Below are 15,865 nucleotides of genomic sequence, written 5' to 3'. Positions count from 1 at the left end.
CTATAAATACCTTCTTAAAGCACTAGGAATATCAATGCTTCCATCTTGATTTTGATAGTTTTCTATAATCGCCACAAGAGTGCGACCAACTGCCAAAGATGAGCCATTCAGAGTATGCACAAGAGAATTCTTTCCCCCCTCTTTGAAACGAATCTTAGCTCGCCTTGCTTGAAAATCTCGTGTATTTGAAACAGAACTAATTTCACGATATGTATTTTGTCCAGGCAGCCACACCTCAAGATCAACCGTATTGCTTGCGCTAAAACCAAGATCCCCGCCACAAAGCTGAATCATTCGATGAGGAAGCCCAAGCTCACGGAGGATTCCTGATGCTGTTTCAAGCATATATTCCTGCATCGCATCGCTTTGGCTAGGATGGGTGATAGCCACAAGCTCAACCTTATCAAATTGATGCTGACGAATCATCCCTCTTGTATCTCTTCCTGCACTTCCAGCTTCTTTTCTAAAACAAGGCGTATGTGCAGTCATCTTAATTGGAAGGGCCTCTAGGGGAATAATTGTGTCATTGTAAAGATTGGTCAAAGTAATCTCAGAAGTTGAAATCAAATAAAGCTCGCTTCTACATTCACTCCCATCACTTTCTTCTGTTTTTCCAGAAATTTTAAACATATCTTCTTCAAACTTTGGCAATTGCCCTGTTCCAAACAAGCATTTCGCATTTGCAATCACAGGAGTTGAAACAACCTCAAAGCCTCTTTTTTCGTTGTAATCAAGCATAAAATTAATCAAAGCACGATTGAGTCTTGCCCCCTCACCCCTTAGAACACTAAAGCGACTTTTTGCCAGTCTAACTCCCCCCTCAAAATCAATCCATCCATTCTTTTGTCCCAACTCCCAGTGCTCTTTTGGAGGAAAATCAAATGTTTTTGGCTCCAAGATTCTTTTGAGCTCAACATTATCTTTTTCATCCTCTCCTTTTGGCGTCCTTTCATCGGGAATATTGGGAATAGCATGCAAAAGCTTGGTTAGATTCTCCTCATATTGCGCCACCTTGCCAAGCAATTCTTGAATCTTCTTTTTATTTTCTTCAAGGCTCTTTTTGAGCTCATCTATTGCTTTCCCCTCCCTCATCCATTCTCCAAAACGCTTAGAATCTGCATTTTGCTTAGCTTGCAATTCCTCCAAATCTTGCTTACTTTTTTTGTATTCCAAAGCACAATGCTTTAATTGATCAAGCGTGGATAAATCTATCTTTTTAATTTCAAGCTTTTTGGCAACTTCATCAAAATTATTCAAAAGCAATCTTGTATCAATCATAGCAAAACCCTCCGAATCTCTATTTTTAACTCTTCTTAGAATATTAACTTATCAAGCTATTTTTATTCCACAAACACGATAAAAGTTTTTATATTTTAAGTGTAAAATACACATTTAAAAGAGGGATAAATCATCGCCATTTTTATATTTTAAGCAAGGATGAAGCAATGTTTGGAATGGGTTTTTTTGAGATTTTTGCAATCATTGTTATTGCAATCATCTTTTTGGGTCCCGACAAACTTCCTCAGGCCATGATAGATCTTGCGAAATTTTTCAAAGCTGTAAAAAAGACTCTTGATGATGCAAAAAGCAATCTTGATAAAGAACTCCATCTTGAAGAACTCAAAAAAGAAGCACTTGAATACAAAAGCTCTCTTACCCAAGGCTTAGAAACGCTTAATAAAGATACATTTGATTCTTTTCATTCAATTCTTGATGAGAAGCCAAAACCTTCACAAGAGCTTCAAGATGCACTTAATGCTCAAAGCTTAGAAAACAAAGCTCAAGAGCAAAGCCAACACTCCAACAATCTAGAAATCAAGCCCACTGATCAAATACAAGAAATTTCCTACAAAAGTAAGGATTCATAAATGTTTGAAGATTTAAAGCCTCACATCCAAGATTTGCGCAAACGCTTGATTATTTCGTGCCTTACATTGATTGTTGTATTTTTAGTTTGCTTTTCTTTTTGGGATCATATTTTTGAGTGGATTAAGCTTCCCCTCACACAAGCTTTTCAGAATGATGTCAGAGGAGAGCTTGTCCAACTCTCTCCAGCAGAAGGTGTTTTCACAGCAATGAAAGTTAGCTTTTTTGCCTCTCTTGCTATTTCAATGCCTGTAATTTTCTGGCAAATATGGCTCTTTATCGCACCCGGTCTTTATAAACATGAAAAAATGATCATTATTCCTTTTGTGTTTTTTGCAACTTTGATGTTTGCCATTGGTGCAAGCTTTGCATACTTTATTGTTTTTCCTTATGTGATTAAATATGTCTTATTGTTTGGAAATGAATTTTTTAGCGCCAATATTAGCGTTGAAAACTATGTCACATTCTTCACACGGCTAATTCTTGGTTTTGGAATCGCTTTTGAACTACCTGTTTTGAGCTATTTTTTGGCAAAAGTTGGCTTAATCACAGATGAAACCCTTAAGGGATTTTTTAAATATGCTATTGTGATTATTTTCATCATCGCAGCCATTATTACACCCCCTGATGTGCTCTCTCAATTTTTTATGGCTATTCCCCTTATTGGACTTTATGGAATATCTATTTTAATTGCAAAGATCATCAACCCTGCCCCTCCTGCAGAAAAAGAAGAAGATTAATGCAAGATCATCTTCTTCAAAACTACGACTACTCTCTACCTCAAGAACTCATCGCCACACACCCTGCCTCACCAAGAGAAAGTGCAAAACTCCTTGTATATAATCGAAAAAATGACACGATTATCCATACTGATTTTTGGCACTTCTTTGACTTTATCGCTCCTGATACGCTTTTTGTTCTTAATAACACTAAAGTGATCAAAGCGCGCCTGTTTGGGAAAAAACTCAACAAAGGAATCTTGGGGGGAAGGGTAGAAGTCTTCTATCATCGCCCACTTCAACACAATCGCTTTTTGGTTCAAATACGAGGAAAGGTTCAAGAAGAAACACGGATTGTTTTTACAGATTCTTTTTCTCTCAAAGTATGCAAGCTATTAGATTCTGGGTTTAGGGAAGTGGAATTCTTATTTCACAACACAAAGGCCTCTATCCAAGAAGTACTTACGCAAATTGATCTTTTAGGGCATGTCCCTCTTCCTCCCTATATCAAACGCCAAGATCAAAAGCTTGATGAAAGTGAATATCAGAGCGTTTTTGCTCAAGAAAGTGGTGCTGTTGCTGCGCCCACGGCCTCTCTTCATTTTAGCGATATCTCTTATCTTCAATCTCATTATGACCATTGCTTTGTCACTCTTCATGTGGGTGCTGGAACATTCCTTAGCGTCGAAACACAAGATATTAGAAACCATACAATCCACACAGAATCATTTAGCATCACTCAAGCAAGTTGGGAAAAGATCTCAAATTCAAACAACATACTTTGCGTTGGCACAACAAGTGCAAGGGTTGTAGAATATCTCTATGCCAATCCCCCACATTTTTCAAGCCCTTCACTTCAAGGAGAATGCAATATCTTTTTACACCCGCTCAATCCCCCACAAAAACTCAATGCGCTTCTTACAAACTTTCATCTCCCCAAATCAACACTCATTATGCTTGTTAGCTCGCTTGTAGGGAGAAAAAAATGCCTAGATCTCTATGCTGAAGCAATCAAGCACAAATACCGCTTTTATTCCTATGGGGATGGGATGCTTATCTTATGAGTATGCACATTCAACTTCAACACTACGCAACATTACTTCTTAAGTGGAATCAAACCCATAATCTCAGTGGAGCAAAAACACTTCAAGAGATCCAAGACAATATTCAAGATTGTCTCTATCCCCTTGATTTTGTCACTCCTTTTGAAAGTGTCATTGATATTGGGTCAGGATGTGGTTTCCCCGCCATTCCGTTAGCAATTGCTTGTCCTAAAAGCATTTTTTACCTCACAGAACCGCGAAAAAAGAGGGCTAGCTTCTTGCAAATGCTTGCTTTTGAACTAGAGCTTAAAAATATCCAAATTTTTCCCCATCGCCTTGAAGATACTCAGCTTCCACAAGTTGATCTCATCACCTCAAGGGCAGTAGCCTCTACCCCCTCTCTAATCAAAATTTCTAAGCATCTTCTTTCTCCAATGGGGGCATTTTTATTTTACAAAGGATCAAATCTCTTATATGAAGGGGAAGAAATCAAAGATCATGAGATTTTTACTTCACCTCATCGTCAAATCTACTTTTATCGGAGAAATCAATGTTGAAAACATTACTATTTTTAGGAATCCTTGCTTTAATCATTTGGTTCTTTTTCTTCAAAAAGCGTCCAAAATCCACTCGCACAACGTCATCAAAAATCAATGCAATGGTAGAGTGTCAAAAATGCAAAACCTTTGTCTTGCAAAATGAGGCTATTTTGTCCAATGGTGCTTACTATTGCTCCAAAGAATGCTTACTACAAGGTTAAAAATGCAAATCATCGGTCATCCTTTTATTCCATCACAAAAATTCATCCACATCCAATCCCATCAAGATATTGATTCTGTTTTGGCCAATTGCATTGTTTGGTGGGATGCCTCCCAAGATCCTGACCTCTCCCTAGCCAAATTTTGTCAAGAAAACAAAATTCAATACGCTGTCCAAGTCTCACACCTCAAAGAATTGATTTTCTTTGCTCATTTAGGGGCAAAATATCTCATCACCACAACACCAAAAGCACAACAATTTCAATCCATCATCAAAGAATATCTTCTTGATTGTTTATTGCTTTGCATCATTGAAGATGAAAATGAAATTGAAAAATTAGCCACACTTGGAATTGATGGGGTGATCTTTTATCCTCATCTGCAAATCCACCTTCATTGATTCTAAATCTTTCTTTTCTACAAAATTAGCAAGCTATAATCAGAACTCACACTCTTATAAAGGAAACAAATGGAACACTTTTTGAAAAAAATCGAAACACTTGGAAACAAGCTTCCAGACATCAATCTTTTGTTTTTATTTGCTCTTGCATTTGTGTTTTTACTTTCAGTTTTTCTCTCATTTTTTGACTTTAATTACACACTTTTAAACTCTCAAGGGGAAGAAGAAAAAATTGTTATTCATAGCCTACTTTTTGTCCCCAACCTTCTTGATTTTATCTCCAAAATGGTTCAAAACTTCATATCATTCCCCCCTCTTGCAATCACCCTTGTTGTTACAATGGGGATTGGAATTGCAGAGCATTCTGGACTCCTTAGAGTTTTACTAATTAAGATTACCTCCATCACGCCTCAGTGCCTCATTGTCCCAATCATTACGCTTATTGCTATTCTTTCTCACGTCATAGCAGACAGTGCTTATGTTTTTTTAATGCCCATTTCAGCAGCATTGTTTATGTCTTTTGGGCGACATCCTGTAGCTGGAATCAGCGTCGCTTTTGCTGGATTGGCTGGAGGATTTTCTGCCTCATTAACACCCTCAGCAATCGATCCCATCATGCAAGAACTCACTCAAAAAGCCGCGCATATCATTGATCCTGATCTTAGAATCAATGTATTGTGTAATTACTTTATCTCTTTGGCTGGAGTAGTGGGAGTTGTTCTTGTCTGCTGGTTAATTTGTGACTATATTGTCGAACCCTTTTTAAAAAAACATCTTCCAATTGATTCAAGTGATAATCAAGATTTTTCACCACAAAGCATCACCCCTCAAGAAAATAAAGCACTCAAAAAAACAATGTTTGTCTTTGGATTAATGTGCCTACTTCTTTTCTTATTGTGTTATCCAAAAGATTCTCTTCTTAGAGGAAGCGATGGTAGTCTGACTTCTGGAGATAGCCTGTTGATGAAAAGTCTTGTTCCACTTTTGTTCTGTTTCTTTGCTATTTCTGGCTATGTCTTTGGAAAAACAAGCGGAAAATACCATCAAACAAAAGAGCTAAGTGTCGCAATGAGAGATTCTCTCAAGCCTCTTGGTGACTTTATTGTTTTTAGCTTTATTTGTGCGCAATTTTTGTATGTGTTTAATGCTTCCAATCTTTCAAAATTGCTTGCAATCAGTGGGGCTGACTTTCTCAAAAATCTAGCCCTTCCTGCCCCCCTAACAATTCTTGGCATCATTCTTATCACAGGCTTTCTCAATCTTTTTATCACTTCAGCGACCTCCAAATGGTCTGTTCTTGCTCCTGTGTTTGTTCCAATGCTGATGTTACTTGGCATTTCTCCGGAGCTAACGCAAGCAGCCTTTCGAATTAGCGATAGCGCAATCAATATCATCACCCCACTCTTTGCTTTTTATCCTCTCATTATTTTTTATGCTCGCAAATATTGTCTTCAAATGGGGGTGGGGACATTAAGCTCAATTATGTTTCCCTATAGTATTGGATTGATGATTGTTCTTACGCTTACTCTTTATCTATTTTGGTTTTTTAATATACCACTTGGCTTTGAAAGTTCTTATCTCTATCATTTTTCTCAAGGATCATAAACATGCGCCATAAACTCATTAAAAGATTTTTTAACTATCTAGCTATCCCCTCACAAAGTGATGCAAAGACAACCACGCTCCCAAGCTCACAAGGACAGTATGAACTTGCAAAACTACTTGAACAAGAATTGCTTGAACTTGAATTAGAAAATGTATTGTTGCAAGATAATGCGATTCTAACAGCCAAGCTCAAAGGCAACACCCCAAATATCAAAAGCATCGGATTTTGCGCCCATCTAGACACTGTGGATGTTGGACTTTCCCCAGTGATCAAGCCCCAGATTCTTAAATATACTGGAACCCCCCTTTTACTCAATCAAGATCAGCAAATTTGGATTGATCCTCAAACTCATCCAGAACTTAATCTCTACCTCAATGAAGAAATTATTTTTAGCGATGGGACAAGTATATTGGGTGCGGACAACAAATCAGCCATCTCTATCATCATGTGCCTTTTAGAATCCCTCATTTCTTCTAATGAACCTAGGGGGGATGTTTATGTGTGTTTTTTGCCCGATGAAGAAATTGGTTTAAGGGGGGCTAAGGCTTTGGATCTCAAAGACTTCCCCGCAGATTATGCCTATACAATCGATTGTTGTCAAAAAGGAGAACTTGTTTATGAAACCTTCAATGCAGGGAGTGCTATTATTGAGATCAAAGGAATAAGTGCACACCCCATGAATGCCAAAGGAATCTTAGTCAATCCCACACTGATTGCTGTTGATATCGCCAACTGTCTTGATCGTCTTCAAACTCCAGAAAATACACAATCTAATGAAGGATATATTTGGCTCAATGAAATCCACTCAGATCAAAATAATGCCTCCATGCTTTTGCAAATCAGAGATCACCACAAAACCCTCTATGAAGAAAAAAAGCTTTATCTTCAAGAAGTCGTCTCACTTATACAAAAACGCTATCCCAAAGCTTCCATCCAGCTTAAATTGGAAGATATATACCACAACATCAAAGATTCAATGACATCAGATGAAGCACTCAAACTCCTCAAAGAAGCTTTCAAAAATGCTCAGGTTGAAGAAAAGGTGATTTGCATGCGCGGAGGAACAGATGGCAGTGCACTCAGTGCTAAAGGACTTTTTGTCCCCAACTTTTTTACAGGAGCACATAATTTTCACTCAAGATTTGAATTCTTACCCATCAGCTCTTTTGAGGCAAGTTTTGAGGTTGCAAGACAAATTGTCCATCTTGCTGCCAATTCTTTCCCCAAAAACCCTTAGGTCCTTAGACTATAAACAATTGGCACCTTGATCCTAACCCTTTGAGGAGGGATTGGGAAATCTTTTGAAGCTTTATGAAGTGCACTAATTGCGCTCTTATTTAGCAAATCTCCAGCTGTGCTTGATAAGATCTTAACCCCATCAAGATCTCCATTTACATCCAAAATAAACTCTAAAACAACTTCACCCTCCATCTTTCTCATCCTAGCCATTCTTGGATAGGGATTGTGTGAAGAAATTGCAATGCGAATCTGAGAGAGAAATTCATCACTTACGCCCTCATTATAAGCCAAAACCTGTGCCTCCCCACCCTCTTGCGTAAGATTTGAAGCAATATGTTGTTGAGTTTCTGTATTTTCCTCTGGGGGAATGGGTGAAGTATGATTTGGGGTCACAACTTTCTTTGGAAGTTGCTTGTGTTTTTTTTGAACTCTTTTTTTGGGAGGAGTGGGAGAAGATTGTGGATTAAATTGTGTTTGCTCTCCTCCATTGTTGATGCTAGCAAGCCTCATTACAAAATGATGAGCTCCATCTTGCTTGATACGCATTTGTTGTTGATTCTTAACTCCAAAAACCCAAACTCCACCTATACCATACACCGCCAAGGCACTCATAAAGCCCAAAAAGATAGGGGCTTCAATCTTTTTGCGTAGAAATTGCAAAATTTTCATGTTGATGCTCTTTGAGGATATTTAAGACTTGAATAAAGGATTCAAACTTAGATTCCTTATCACTTCTTAGCTCTATCAGAGTTTGGGGCGAAACTTGATCTATTATTTGATTTAAAGACTTTAAATCCATTTCTTTTCCATCAACAAAAAGACGATTTTGCCTATCAATAATAAGACTCATTTTCTTTTCATTGCGTGGAGTTTGTGAAGCACTTGCCTTGGGAATCTCAACAGGAATTTGGCCCTGAGCAATAAAGGTTGAAACAGACAAAATAATAGCCAAAAGAACAAGCACAATATCAATAAAAGGAACTAGGTTTAACCCCTCTCCTCTCCTAAGCCTCATGCTTTGCCCTATAGCGATTTAGTAAAACATCAATCTTTCTTAATAATGCATTATAAACAACCAAAACAGGGATCGCTACCAGCAAACCCGCCCCTGTAGCCTCTAAAGCCAAAGACAAATCCCCCATAATTTTCTTTGCATCAACTCCACCCCCCTCACTCATGCCATAAAATGTCACAATAATCCCTCCAACAGTCCCAAGGAGACCAATATATGGAGCATTGGAATAAATAATATAAAGCGTCGTCATGTGTTTTGTCAGCGCCTCCTCCAAATCATGAAAACACTTAAAATCTTCAAGCTTGATTTTAGAGAAAAAAATTATTCGCTCAACACTTAGCCAAATTGCCACAAAGCCCATAAAACCCAAAATCGAGAAGATAATACAATCTAGATAAAGTCTTAAGAAATCCATACTTCCTCTTAGTTAATACAATCATTCTTTTAAATTATATCATTATGATAATCATTTTTATTATTGAAAAATCCTCTTCAATCCTCACAATAAAATGCTTAAGCCCTGATGACCTTTTGATATACTCCAAAATTTTTACATTCTACCCCACCAAGGAGTTAAACATTGGATTTTTTTGCAACAAGTGCTTTTTGGAGCGTGATTTCGATCTGGTTTTGGGCTGTCATTATGCCTGGAGCTGATATGTTTTTGATTATACGCACTGCCATCTCACAAGGTCAAAAATGCGCCTATTTTTCCACAGCTGGAATCATTATTGGAACACTCGTGTGGCTTATTGTTGGATTCTTTTTTATCAAAGCCCTATCACAAACATCTTTCTTTGAGATTGTTCAAATCTTGGGAGGATGTTATTTGTTTTATATGGCTTGGCAAATTTTTCTCTCTTTGAAAAACAAACACCCATCGATAGAAAATACAGAAAAACATATGGATCAAAATCACTGGAAAAACTTATCTCAAGGAATCTTGACAAATCTTTCCAATCCAAAACCCCCTATTTTTGTAAGCATTATTTTAAGCAAGCTTCCACAAACGCTTTCTCTAGAAATCTCTATCATCTTACTCATATTAATGACACTCATTCCTGCTATTTGGTTTTTCTGCGTTATTAAAATCTTCACAATCCAAAGATTCTTTAAAATCTTTATGCATTATTCTAAATGGATTGATTTTGTTGTTATGGGTATCTTTGGTCTTTTTGGGATAAGTCTAGCAATAGATGGTATCAGCACGTTTTGGAGCAAGGCCTAATCGCCTCTCCATTTTGCACAGCTACTCTTCCATATAATTTCTAAGCTGTCGTCCAACTTTTGGGTGTTTGAGCTTTTTAATAGCACTTGATTCAATTTGTCTTACACGCTCCCTTGTTACATTGAGCTCTTTTCCAATTTCTTCCAAAGTTCGATCGCTCTCATCATCAAGCAATCCATAACGCATGCGAATCACGGCTTTTTCTCTTTCATTAAGCTGATCCAAGATAATATCAATCTGACCCCTCAAATCCTCTTTTAAAATATGATCCATAGGGCTTGTCGCATTTTTATCCTCAACAAAATCACCAAATTTCCCATCATCATCATTTCCAATAGGAGCTTCAAGGCTGACAGGCTCTTTTGTGATTTTGATGACATTTTTAACTTTCTCCACACTTAGCCCCACCTCTTCAGCAATTACCTCAACATCAGGTTCTTTGCCGTGCTCTTGAATATGCTTTCTCATAATCTTATGAATACGATTGATTGTTTCAATCATATGAATTGGGATTCGTATCGTTCTAGCCTGATCAGCAATTGCTCGAGAAATCGCTTGACGAATCCACCAAGTTGCATAAGTTGAAAATTTAAATCCTTTTTGATATTCAAACTTATCTACAGCCTTCATTAAGCCGATATTTCCCTCTTGAATAAGATCCAAAAACGGAAGTCCTCGATTTGTATAACGCTTCGCAATGCTAACAACAAGACGCAAATTAGATCTCGCCATCTTTGCTTTAGCTTTATCAGAAATACTTTTCCCCCTCTTGATTTGTTCCAAAATTTCTTTGAGTTTTTCTGGCTCAAGATTAAACCCCCCCTCACTCGCCTCTTTGGTTTGAAAAAGCTTCTTAAGCTCGATATATACACTCACCATCGTGCTTTCAGGAACAGAAGCTGCGATCTCCTCTCGACTCATAGTGGTAATTTTTTCTAAGATTTTTTTATGATTCTCAACAAGAGCTTCATTAAACAAAGGAAGTTTATATTCCAATCTTTTAAGCTCTTTTTCAAACCCATCGCCGTTTTTAAGCGTATTTTCCATTGCCTTTACAAGCTCATTGATTAGCTTACTTGTAGGCCCAAGCTCCAAGAGTCTCTCTTTGAGCAAACATTTTTTGTGTGCAAGAGTTAAGATATGTATCATCTCATCTTGCTTGGCATTTGGCTCAGATTCCAAAACCTTAAGCCACTCTTCCTTGGCGATTTGGAGATTTTTAAAACTCTCAATGACATTTGCAATACGCTTTTGATCTTTTTTAGAAACTGGTTTTTGCTCTCCATTTTCATCAAATTGATCACTCTCGCTCTCTTCTTCATCTCCCTCATCATCAAAGTTTTTGAATAACTCCTTAACGCGTCTTTCTCGATTAATCAACGCATCACGATAATCATGAATAAAATCAATCAAATAAGGCACAGAACAAATGGCATCTAAAATAGTGTTTTCGCCAAATTCAATTTGCTTACTCAAAACAATTTCTTCTTCTTTTGTGAGCAAGGGGATTTGACCCATTTCACGCAAATACATTCGCACTGGGCTATCACTTCTGCTCCACTCAAGAAGCTCTCTTTCTTTCATAAAGTCAAATTCTTCTTCAAGCTCTCCATCCAAAATCTTGCGCTTCTCTTCTTGAAGCTTGGTCTTATCTTGGATGTTTAGAAGCTTTGCAACTTCTGAAGAGCTCATTAATTGCTTGTTATATGTATCTGCTAAATCTCGAATTTTTTTTACTTGGGTACTTGTTGGGATCGTTTGCAAAACTTGCGCAATTTTTTCATAAGAGATATAGGGAATCTCCTCATCTCTAAACAAATCTTCAAGATCGCTTAAGATGTCTTTTTTCTTGCTCGTTTCTGCCATCTCTGATACCCTTTCAATTGGAGAATTTTTGTTTCAATTTGTATCTTTTGAAGATAAATAAAAGGCACGGATTATACCAAATCTTTGGGCTCTTCAAGGTGAGAGTATTCGAGTTTTGCTTTTTCCAAAAGATCTTGCGCTTTCTGCAAGCTTTCAAGACCACTTTTATAAATTTCTAGACTCTCTTTTAGGCTTAGATCTCCTTGATTTAAACGATTAAGAGCTTCTTTAGCCTGCTCTATCAAAACTTCAAAACTTTTTTCACTCATTTCTCTTCTCAATTTGATGTTTTTTGCAATCGTGTATTATAATTCAAAAGACTAATCATCTTGTTTTGATTGCCAAACAAAAAATTATTTGTCCAACCAATAACAATCTTAAACAATCCTTAAAAAAGAGGGCGACACTTGAGATTACAAAATCTAATTTTATTTTTGATTATTTGTCTTTTGGCTGGAGGGGCTATTTTCTTTGAAAAAATTGATCTAAAATCAAAAATTACTTTTGATGTTTTGGATTTGTTCCCTTCAAATAAAGATCGAGCAATAATTGAAATTTATAGGAAAATAGGAGATACAAACACTATCCTAGTCACCAAGGACCATCAAATCCTAGATCAGGAATTTGATGCATTCTTAAATGAAGTCCGATCTTTGCCCCAAGTCAAAGAAATCGTTACAAACAACTCACTCAATCTTCGATTCAGAGACTTTATAACCCAAAATTATTTTTATCTTGGCAATTTCCACCCCTCTACACTCTCTGCTCAAGAAATCGAACAAAAAATCCTCAAAGACTTTTCTCAAGACACACTTAACCCTATCGATCCTCTTGGACTAATCCATATCTCCGATATTGGCTCTCAACTACAAGTTCAGAATCTTCCACTTATCATTATCAAACTTAAAGATATCAATGCTCAAGATATTTATAAACTTTATGAAAAATTTTCCTCTCTTGCCCAAACATTTGGGATTACACACTATTTTTCTCCCTCTTTTGTCAATGTCGTCAATCCACAATTTGCAATACAAGAAGTCAATTATTTAGGAGGGATTGCCCTAGCCTTTTTTGCTTTGCTTTATCTTTTAATTCTAAGAATGCCTTTTTTGACACTCAATAGCCTGCTTACAATTCTTTTTTCCAATGTTGTTGCTATTTTTTCTCTTATCTCTTTTTATCCACAAGTAAGCATTATGTCTTTGAGCTTTGGGATTGGGATTAGTAATATTTGCATTGATTATATGCTGCATCATCATTTCTTGGGCTACTATCAATCGCGCAAAGTTAAGTTCAATCAACCCGTCTTTTATGGCTTTATCACAACACTCGTTGGATTTTTAATCTGTCTTTTTGTCCCATTCCCTCTTCTTAATCAACTTTCTCTTTATGCTATTGTAAATCTTAGTGTTGCTTATTTGTGCTTTGCATTTCTTTATCAAAAGATCGGCTTCTCCTCTCCCAAATACTGCACACTCATCAACAAGTTTCATATACCCCTATTCCCATCATGGCTCTTGCTTATTTTTTCTCTTGCCCTAGGAGGATATGCCCTCACTCAAACTCAAAGAGACTTTGATTTGTCCAAATTAGATTACCAAAACAAAGACTTTGAGAATCAAAAAGAATTTTTTGCCTCTCTTTATTCCAAAGAGCTTTTCCTCATCCAAGCTCCAACAATCAATGCCCTCATTGGGGAAGCCAAACAAATTTCAAAAATCTCACAAGAAAATCTTGGGATTTTAAGCATTCTCCCAACACAAAAAGAGATTCGCACCAGACAACGATACTTCAAATCTTTTAGCTTTGCTGATCAAAAAAACAAGCTCAAACAAGCCATTTATCGCATTCAAAAAAATAATCCCGAACTTGCCCAAATGCTTAAAGATGCCTACCGCTCTTTTCCCAAAACTTTTTCTCAAATCACTCTGACTGATTTGCAATCTTTGGGATTGGATGTTCTTCAATATAATGGGCAATTTTATATGCAGGGATCCCTACCGGATGTTTCAAAAATCGCCCAATTCTACAATGTCATCACACAACAACCCCAATCATTGATGCAAGAAATTACAAATAGTGTTTATGCGCCAATGATTAGCATTTTGGCCCTTGCTTTTATCGCAGTGATTGCTGTTCTTGCTGTGATTTCTGGAACAAGAATCATTGATTCTCTTGGTTTTGTTACTCTGCCCTTAGCGTGCACACTCTTCTATCTATCTAGTATGCATATTCCAATCAATATCATGCACCTTTTTGCGATGCTTCTTATTGTTGTTGTTAGCATTGATTATGGAATCTACCACATCAAAGAAAAAGACGATATACAAGCCAAACACGCCATTTTGTTTTCCACGCTTACAACACTTTGCTCATTTGGGATTTTTCTTTTTAGCAACACAAAAGCATTAAGATCTTTTGGCGAAGTTGTAATGATTGGAATGATTTGCATTTTATTCCTCATCTTTTTTCAAAAGGATCTTAAAAAAGCATGAGTCCATTTTCTTTTTGCTTTGATTCTAAAGCCTGCAAAGACTGTGGTGGAAAATGTTGCACAGGCGAGAGTGGCTATATCTTTGCTTCAATTAGTGAATTAGAAAAAATTGCACTTTTTTTGCAAATTCCTTTCAATGATTTTCTTTTACGCTATGTCAAAAAGGTAGGATACAGATTTTCTTTGATCGAAAAAAAGATCAATCACGAATATGCATGCATCTTTTTTGACACAGAGCATCAATGTTGCTCTATCTATGAAGTGCGACCAAAACAATGTAGAGATTTTCCATTTTGGGAAATTTATTTAGATGAAAAAAATCTCCCCCAACTCCTCAAGGAGTGCAAAGGGGTAAAAAGGAAGGAAAAACCCCTTGAATAAAATTATTTTAGCTCTCTTTATCTCCTTTTTAAGTCTATGGGGATTTAATGAAGATGATATGGTCAATGAAGCTCTCAATGCTATTGATGCCCAAAAATACGATCAAGCCAGAGATCTTTATCTTGTTTTGTATGATGAAAGTGGAAAAATAGAGTATTTGCGAGAGAGCATCCTTGTTTCAGCTCTATTAAACGATCCACAAGGAACAATCAATCTCATACGCTCCTATCATGCTAAAAACAAAGAATATGATCTTGATGTAGAAAAAGTCTTAGCTGATTCTTATTTGAAACTTGGCGATGTCCCCAATTCAATCTCAACAATTGAACAAATCAAGAATAAAGAAAACTCTCCACTCATTCATGAAATTTTGGGCGGACTTTATATGCAGACACAACGCTTTGATGATGCCCTCAAAGAGCTCAATGAGGCCTATAGCTCAAGCCACAGTGAGGGAAGTTTGGAAAAAATTATTGCCATTTATCTCAATACAGAAAAAACAGGTCTAGCAGGAGATCTGCTCAATACCCATTTAGAAAAATATGGGTGCTCTCAAGATTTATGTAAGCGTAGCATTGAGTTTTATATCAAGACAAAACAAATCAGTCGTGTAGAGAAAATTTTAGAACAAATTGAAATGCGATCCCCCACCATCCAAAATGCTACCAATCTCATCGCAGTTTATGCCTATCAAAAAAAATTTGATCAAGCTCTAGAGATTGCCAAAAAATATCCTCTCAATCGAAGCATTCTCCTTGAGCTCTATGTAGGCAAAAAAGATTTCAAACAAGCAAAAGACCTCTCGCTTCTAATCTACAAAGAAGAAAAAAATCCAGAATTTCTAATTCTTGCACAAATCTACCAATTCGAGCTCATCAAAGACAACGCAAACAAGCAGGAAGTGCAACACATTATTCAAAATCTCAAAAAAGGCATCAAAGAATTATCAAAAGATGAGAATCAAAAAACAGAGATTTATGCAAATTATCTAAATTTCTTAGGATACCTCATGATCGATTATGATATAGCAGTCAAGGAGGGAATCACCTATATTCAGCAAGCTCTTGCAATTAACTCTGAAAATATAGAATTTATTGATTCTTTGGCATGGGGATATTATAAACTCAAAGAGTGCTCCAAGGCCCAAAAAGAATTTGAAAAAATTCCACAAGACAAAATCCAAACAAATCCTGAGCTAAAAAAACACAAAGAGTTACTTTCTTCTTGTAATTCAGAGTAGAATACGCAGT

At 36.8% G+C, this 15,865-nt stretch carries 18 protein-coding genes; 12 read left to right on the top strand and 6 right to left on the bottom strand.

The features are described 5' to 3' along the window. Complete coding sequence (serS, locus tag LW137_RS02570) at nucleotides 1–1,278, bottom strand: serine--tRNA ligase (RefSeq protein ID WP_233032892.1); 1,278 nt, start codon at nucleotides 1,276–1,278, stop codon at nucleotides 1–3. Between the two features lie 167 nt (nucleotides 1,279–1,445). Between serS and tatB the strand changes: the two genes are divergently transcribed. The 8 genes from tatB to pepT all read left to right on the top strand — a co-directional run bounded on the left by tatB (nucleotide 1,446) and on the right by pepT (nucleotide 7,629). Continuing rightward, entirely contained in the window at nucleotides 1,446–1,868 is a 423-nt protein-coding gene (tatB, locus tag LW137_RS02565; RefSeq protein WP_233032890.1) for a Sec-independent protein translocase protein TatB, read from the top strand. Then, nucleotides 1,869–2,606 (top strand): twin-arginine translocase subunit TatC, encoded by a 738-nt coding sequence (tatC, locus tag LW137_RS02560; protein WP_233032888.1) that lies wholly within the window; start codon nucleotides 1,869–1,871, stop codon nucleotides 2,604–2,606. After that, nucleotides 2,606–3,649: a tRNA preQ1(34) S-adenosylmethionine ribosyltransferase-isomerase QueA gene (gene queA / locus LW137_RS02555; RefSeq protein ID WP_233032886.1), complete on the top strand. Its 1,044-nt coding sequence runs from the start codon at nucleotides 2,606–2,608 to the stop codon at nucleotides 3,647–3,649. The genes tatC and queA overlap by 1 nt, the downstream gene beginning before the upstream one ends. Nucleotides 3,650–3,651: 2 nt before the next feature. Next, nucleotides 3,652–4,185: a 16S rRNA (guanine(527)-N(7))-methyltransferase RsmG gene (gene rsmG, locus LW137_RS02550; RefSeq protein WP_233032884.1), complete on the top strand. Its 534-nt coding sequence runs from the start codon at nucleotides 3,652–3,654 to the stop codon at nucleotides 4,183–4,185. Beyond that, nucleotides 4,179–4,388, top strand: a complete 210-nt coding sequence (locus LW137_RS02545; protein ID WP_233032881.1) for a PP0621 family protein — start codon at nucleotides 4,179–4,181, stop codon at nucleotides 4,386–4,388. Before rsmG ends, LW137_RS02545 begins: the two co-directional genes overlap by 7 nt. Nucleotides 4,389–4,390: 2 nt before the next feature. Continuing rightward, nucleotides 4,391–4,786, top strand: coding sequence for a hypothetical protein (locus LW137_RS02540; RefSeq protein WP_233032879.1), 396 nt, complete (start codon nucleotides 4,391–4,393; stop codon nucleotides 4,784–4,786). 69 nt (nucleotides 4,787–4,855) lie between these two features. Then, on the top strand, nucleotides 4,856–6,391 hold the full coding sequence (locus LW137_RS02535) for an AbgT family transporter (protein WP_233032877.1): 1,536 nt from the start codon (nucleotides 4,856–4,858) through the stop codon (nucleotides 6,389–6,391). 2 nt (nucleotides 6,392–6,393) lie between these two features. Next, nucleotides 6,394–7,629: a peptidase T gene (gene pepT, locus LW137_RS02530; RefSeq protein WP_233032875.1), complete on the top strand. Its 1,236-nt coding sequence runs from the start codon at nucleotides 6,394–6,396 to the stop codon at nucleotides 7,627–7,629. On the opposite strand, the gene LW137_RS02525 is transcribed toward pepT, so the two are convergent. Genes LW137_RS02525 through exbB form a run of 3 tightly spaced genes read right to left on the bottom strand, consistent with a single transcriptional unit; the run spans nucleotide 7,626 to nucleotide 9,061 of the window. Continuing rightward, nucleotides 7,626–8,300 (bottom strand): energy transducer TonB, encoded by a 675-nt coding sequence (locus LW137_RS02525; RefSeq protein WP_233032873.1) that lies wholly within the window; start codon nucleotides 8,298–8,300, stop codon nucleotides 7,626–7,628. The two genes, pepT and LW137_RS02525, sit on opposite strands and share 4 nt — an antisense overlap. Beyond that, a complete protein-coding gene (exbD, locus tag LW137_RS02520) occupies nucleotides 8,266–8,646 on the bottom strand; it encodes a TonB system transport protein ExbD (RefSeq protein ID WP_233032872.1) in 381 nt (126 codons plus the stop codon). Before exbD ends, LW137_RS02525 begins: the two co-directional genes overlap by 35 nt. Beyond that, complete coding sequence (exbB, locus tag LW137_RS02515; protein ID WP_233032871.1) at nucleotides 8,636–9,061, bottom strand: TonB-system energizer ExbB; 426 nt, start codon at nucleotides 9,059–9,061, stop codon at nucleotides 8,636–8,638. The genes exbD and exbB overlap by 11 nt, the downstream gene beginning before the upstream one ends. A 165-nt stretch (nucleotides 9,062–9,226) precedes the next feature. Between exbB and LW137_RS02510 the strand changes: the two genes are divergently transcribed. Beyond that, complete coding sequence (locus LW137_RS02510; protein WP_233032870.1) at nucleotides 9,227–9,874, top strand: LysE family translocator; 648 nt, start codon at nucleotides 9,227–9,229, stop codon at nucleotides 9,872–9,874. Between the two features lie 21 nt (nucleotides 9,875–9,895). On the opposite strand, the gene rpoD is transcribed toward LW137_RS02510, so the two are convergent. Beyond that, nucleotides 9,896–11,740, bottom strand: coding sequence for an RNA polymerase sigma factor RpoD (rpoD, locus tag LW137_RS02505; protein ID WP_233032869.1), 1,845 nt, complete (start codon nucleotides 11,738–11,740; stop codon nucleotides 9,896–9,898). Nucleotides 11,741–11,811: 71 nt separating this feature from the next. Then, on the bottom strand, nucleotides 11,812–12,009 hold the full coding sequence (xseB, locus tag LW137_RS02500; protein ID WP_233032868.1) for an exodeoxyribonuclease VII small subunit: 198 nt from the start codon (nucleotides 12,007–12,009) through the stop codon (nucleotides 11,812–11,814). A gap of 165 nt (nucleotides 12,010–12,174) precedes the next feature. On the opposite strand from xseB, the gene LW137_RS02495 reads away from it, so the two are divergent. Genes LW137_RS02495 through LW137_RS02485 form a run of 3 tightly spaced genes read left to right on the top strand, consistent with a single transcriptional unit; the run spans nucleotide 12,175 to nucleotide 15,855 of the window. Continuing rightward, on the top strand, nucleotides 12,175–14,235 hold the full coding sequence (locus tag LW137_RS02495; protein ID WP_233032867.1) for an MMPL family transporter: 2,061 nt from the start codon (nucleotides 12,175–12,177) through the stop codon (nucleotides 14,233–14,235). Then, nucleotides 14,232–14,615: a YkgJ family cysteine cluster protein gene (locus LW137_RS02490; protein ID WP_233032866.1), complete on the top strand. Its 384-nt coding sequence runs from the start codon at nucleotides 14,232–14,234 to the stop codon at nucleotides 14,613–14,615. Before LW137_RS02495 ends, LW137_RS02490 begins: the two co-directional genes overlap by 4 nt. After that, nucleotides 14,608–15,855 (top strand): tetratricopeptide repeat protein, encoded by a 1,248-nt coding sequence (locus LW137_RS02485; protein ID WP_233032865.1) that lies wholly within the window; start codon nucleotides 14,608–14,610, stop codon nucleotides 15,853–15,855. The genes LW137_RS02490 and LW137_RS02485 overlap by 8 nt, the downstream gene beginning before the upstream one ends. Nucleotides 15,856–15,865: the final 10 nt, after the last annotated feature.

It is taken from the genome of Helicobacter kayseriensis, assembly GCF_021300655.1.
GTDB classification, from domain to species: domain Bacteria; phylum Campylobacterota; class Campylobacteria; order Campylobacterales; family Helicobacteraceae; genus Helicobacter_G; species Helicobacter_G kayseriensis.
This window is presented reverse-complemented; position numbering and strand designations above follow the sequence as displayed.

What these genes read in the sequence shown, in the direction of transcription:
- serS (WP_233032892.1), bottom strand. Translation starts at nt 1,278, where the DNA reads ATGATTGATACAAGATTGCTTTTGAATAATTTTGATGAAGTTGCCAAA.
- tatB (WP_233032890.1), top strand. Translation starts at nt 1,446, where the DNA reads ATGTTTGGAATGGGTTTTTTTGAGATTTTTGCAATCATTGTTATTGCA.
- tatC (WP_233032888.1), top strand. Translation starts at nt 1,869, where the DNA reads ATGTTTGAAGATTTAAAGCCTCACATCCAAGATTTGCGCAAACGCTTG.
- queA (WP_233032886.1), top strand. Translation starts at nt 2,606, where the DNA reads ATGCAAGATCATCTTCTTCAAAACTACGACTACTCTCTACCTCAAGAA.
- rsmG (WP_233032884.1), top strand. Translation starts at nt 3,652, where the DNA reads ATGCACATTCAACTTCAACACTACGCAACATTACTTCTTAAGTGGAAT.
- LW137_RS02545 (WP_233032881.1), top strand. Translation starts at nt 4,179, where the DNA reads ATGTTGAAAACATTACTATTTTTAGGAATCCTTGCTTTAATCATTTGG.
- LW137_RS02540 (WP_233032879.1), top strand. Translation starts at nt 4,391, where the DNA reads ATGCAAATCATCGGTCATCCTTTTATTCCATCACAAAAATTCATCCAC.
- LW137_RS02535 (WP_233032877.1), top strand. Translation starts at nt 4,856, where the DNA reads ATGGAACACTTTTTGAAAAAAATCGAAACACTTGGAAACAAGCTTCCA.
- pepT (WP_233032875.1), top strand. Translation starts at nt 6,394, where the DNA reads ATGCGCCATAAACTCATTAAAAGATTTTTTAACTATCTAGCTATCCCC.
- LW137_RS02525 (WP_233032873.1), bottom strand. Translation starts at nt 8,300, where the DNA reads ATGAAAATTTTGCAATTTCTACGCAAAAAGATTGAAGCCCCTATCTTT.
- exbD (WP_233032872.1), bottom strand. Translation starts at nt 8,646, where the DNA reads ATGAGGCTTAGGAGAGGAGAGGGGTTAAACCTAGTTCCTTTTATTGAT.
- exbB (WP_233032871.1), bottom strand. Translation starts at nt 9,061, where the DNA reads ATGGATTTCTTAAGACTTTATCTAGATTGTATTATCTTCTCGATTTTG.
- rpoD (WP_233032869.1), bottom strand. Translation starts at nt 11,740, where the DNA reads ATGGCAGAAACGAGCAAGAAAAAAGACATCTTAAGCGATCTTGAAGAT.
- xseB (WP_233032868.1), bottom strand. Translation starts at nt 12,009, where the DNA reads ATGAGTGAAAAAAGTTTTGAAGTTTTGATAGAGCAGGCTAAAGAAGCT.
- LW137_RS02490 (WP_233032866.1), top strand. Translation starts at nt 14,232, where the DNA reads ATGAGTCCATTTTCTTTTTGCTTTGATTCTAAAGCCTGCAAAGACTGT.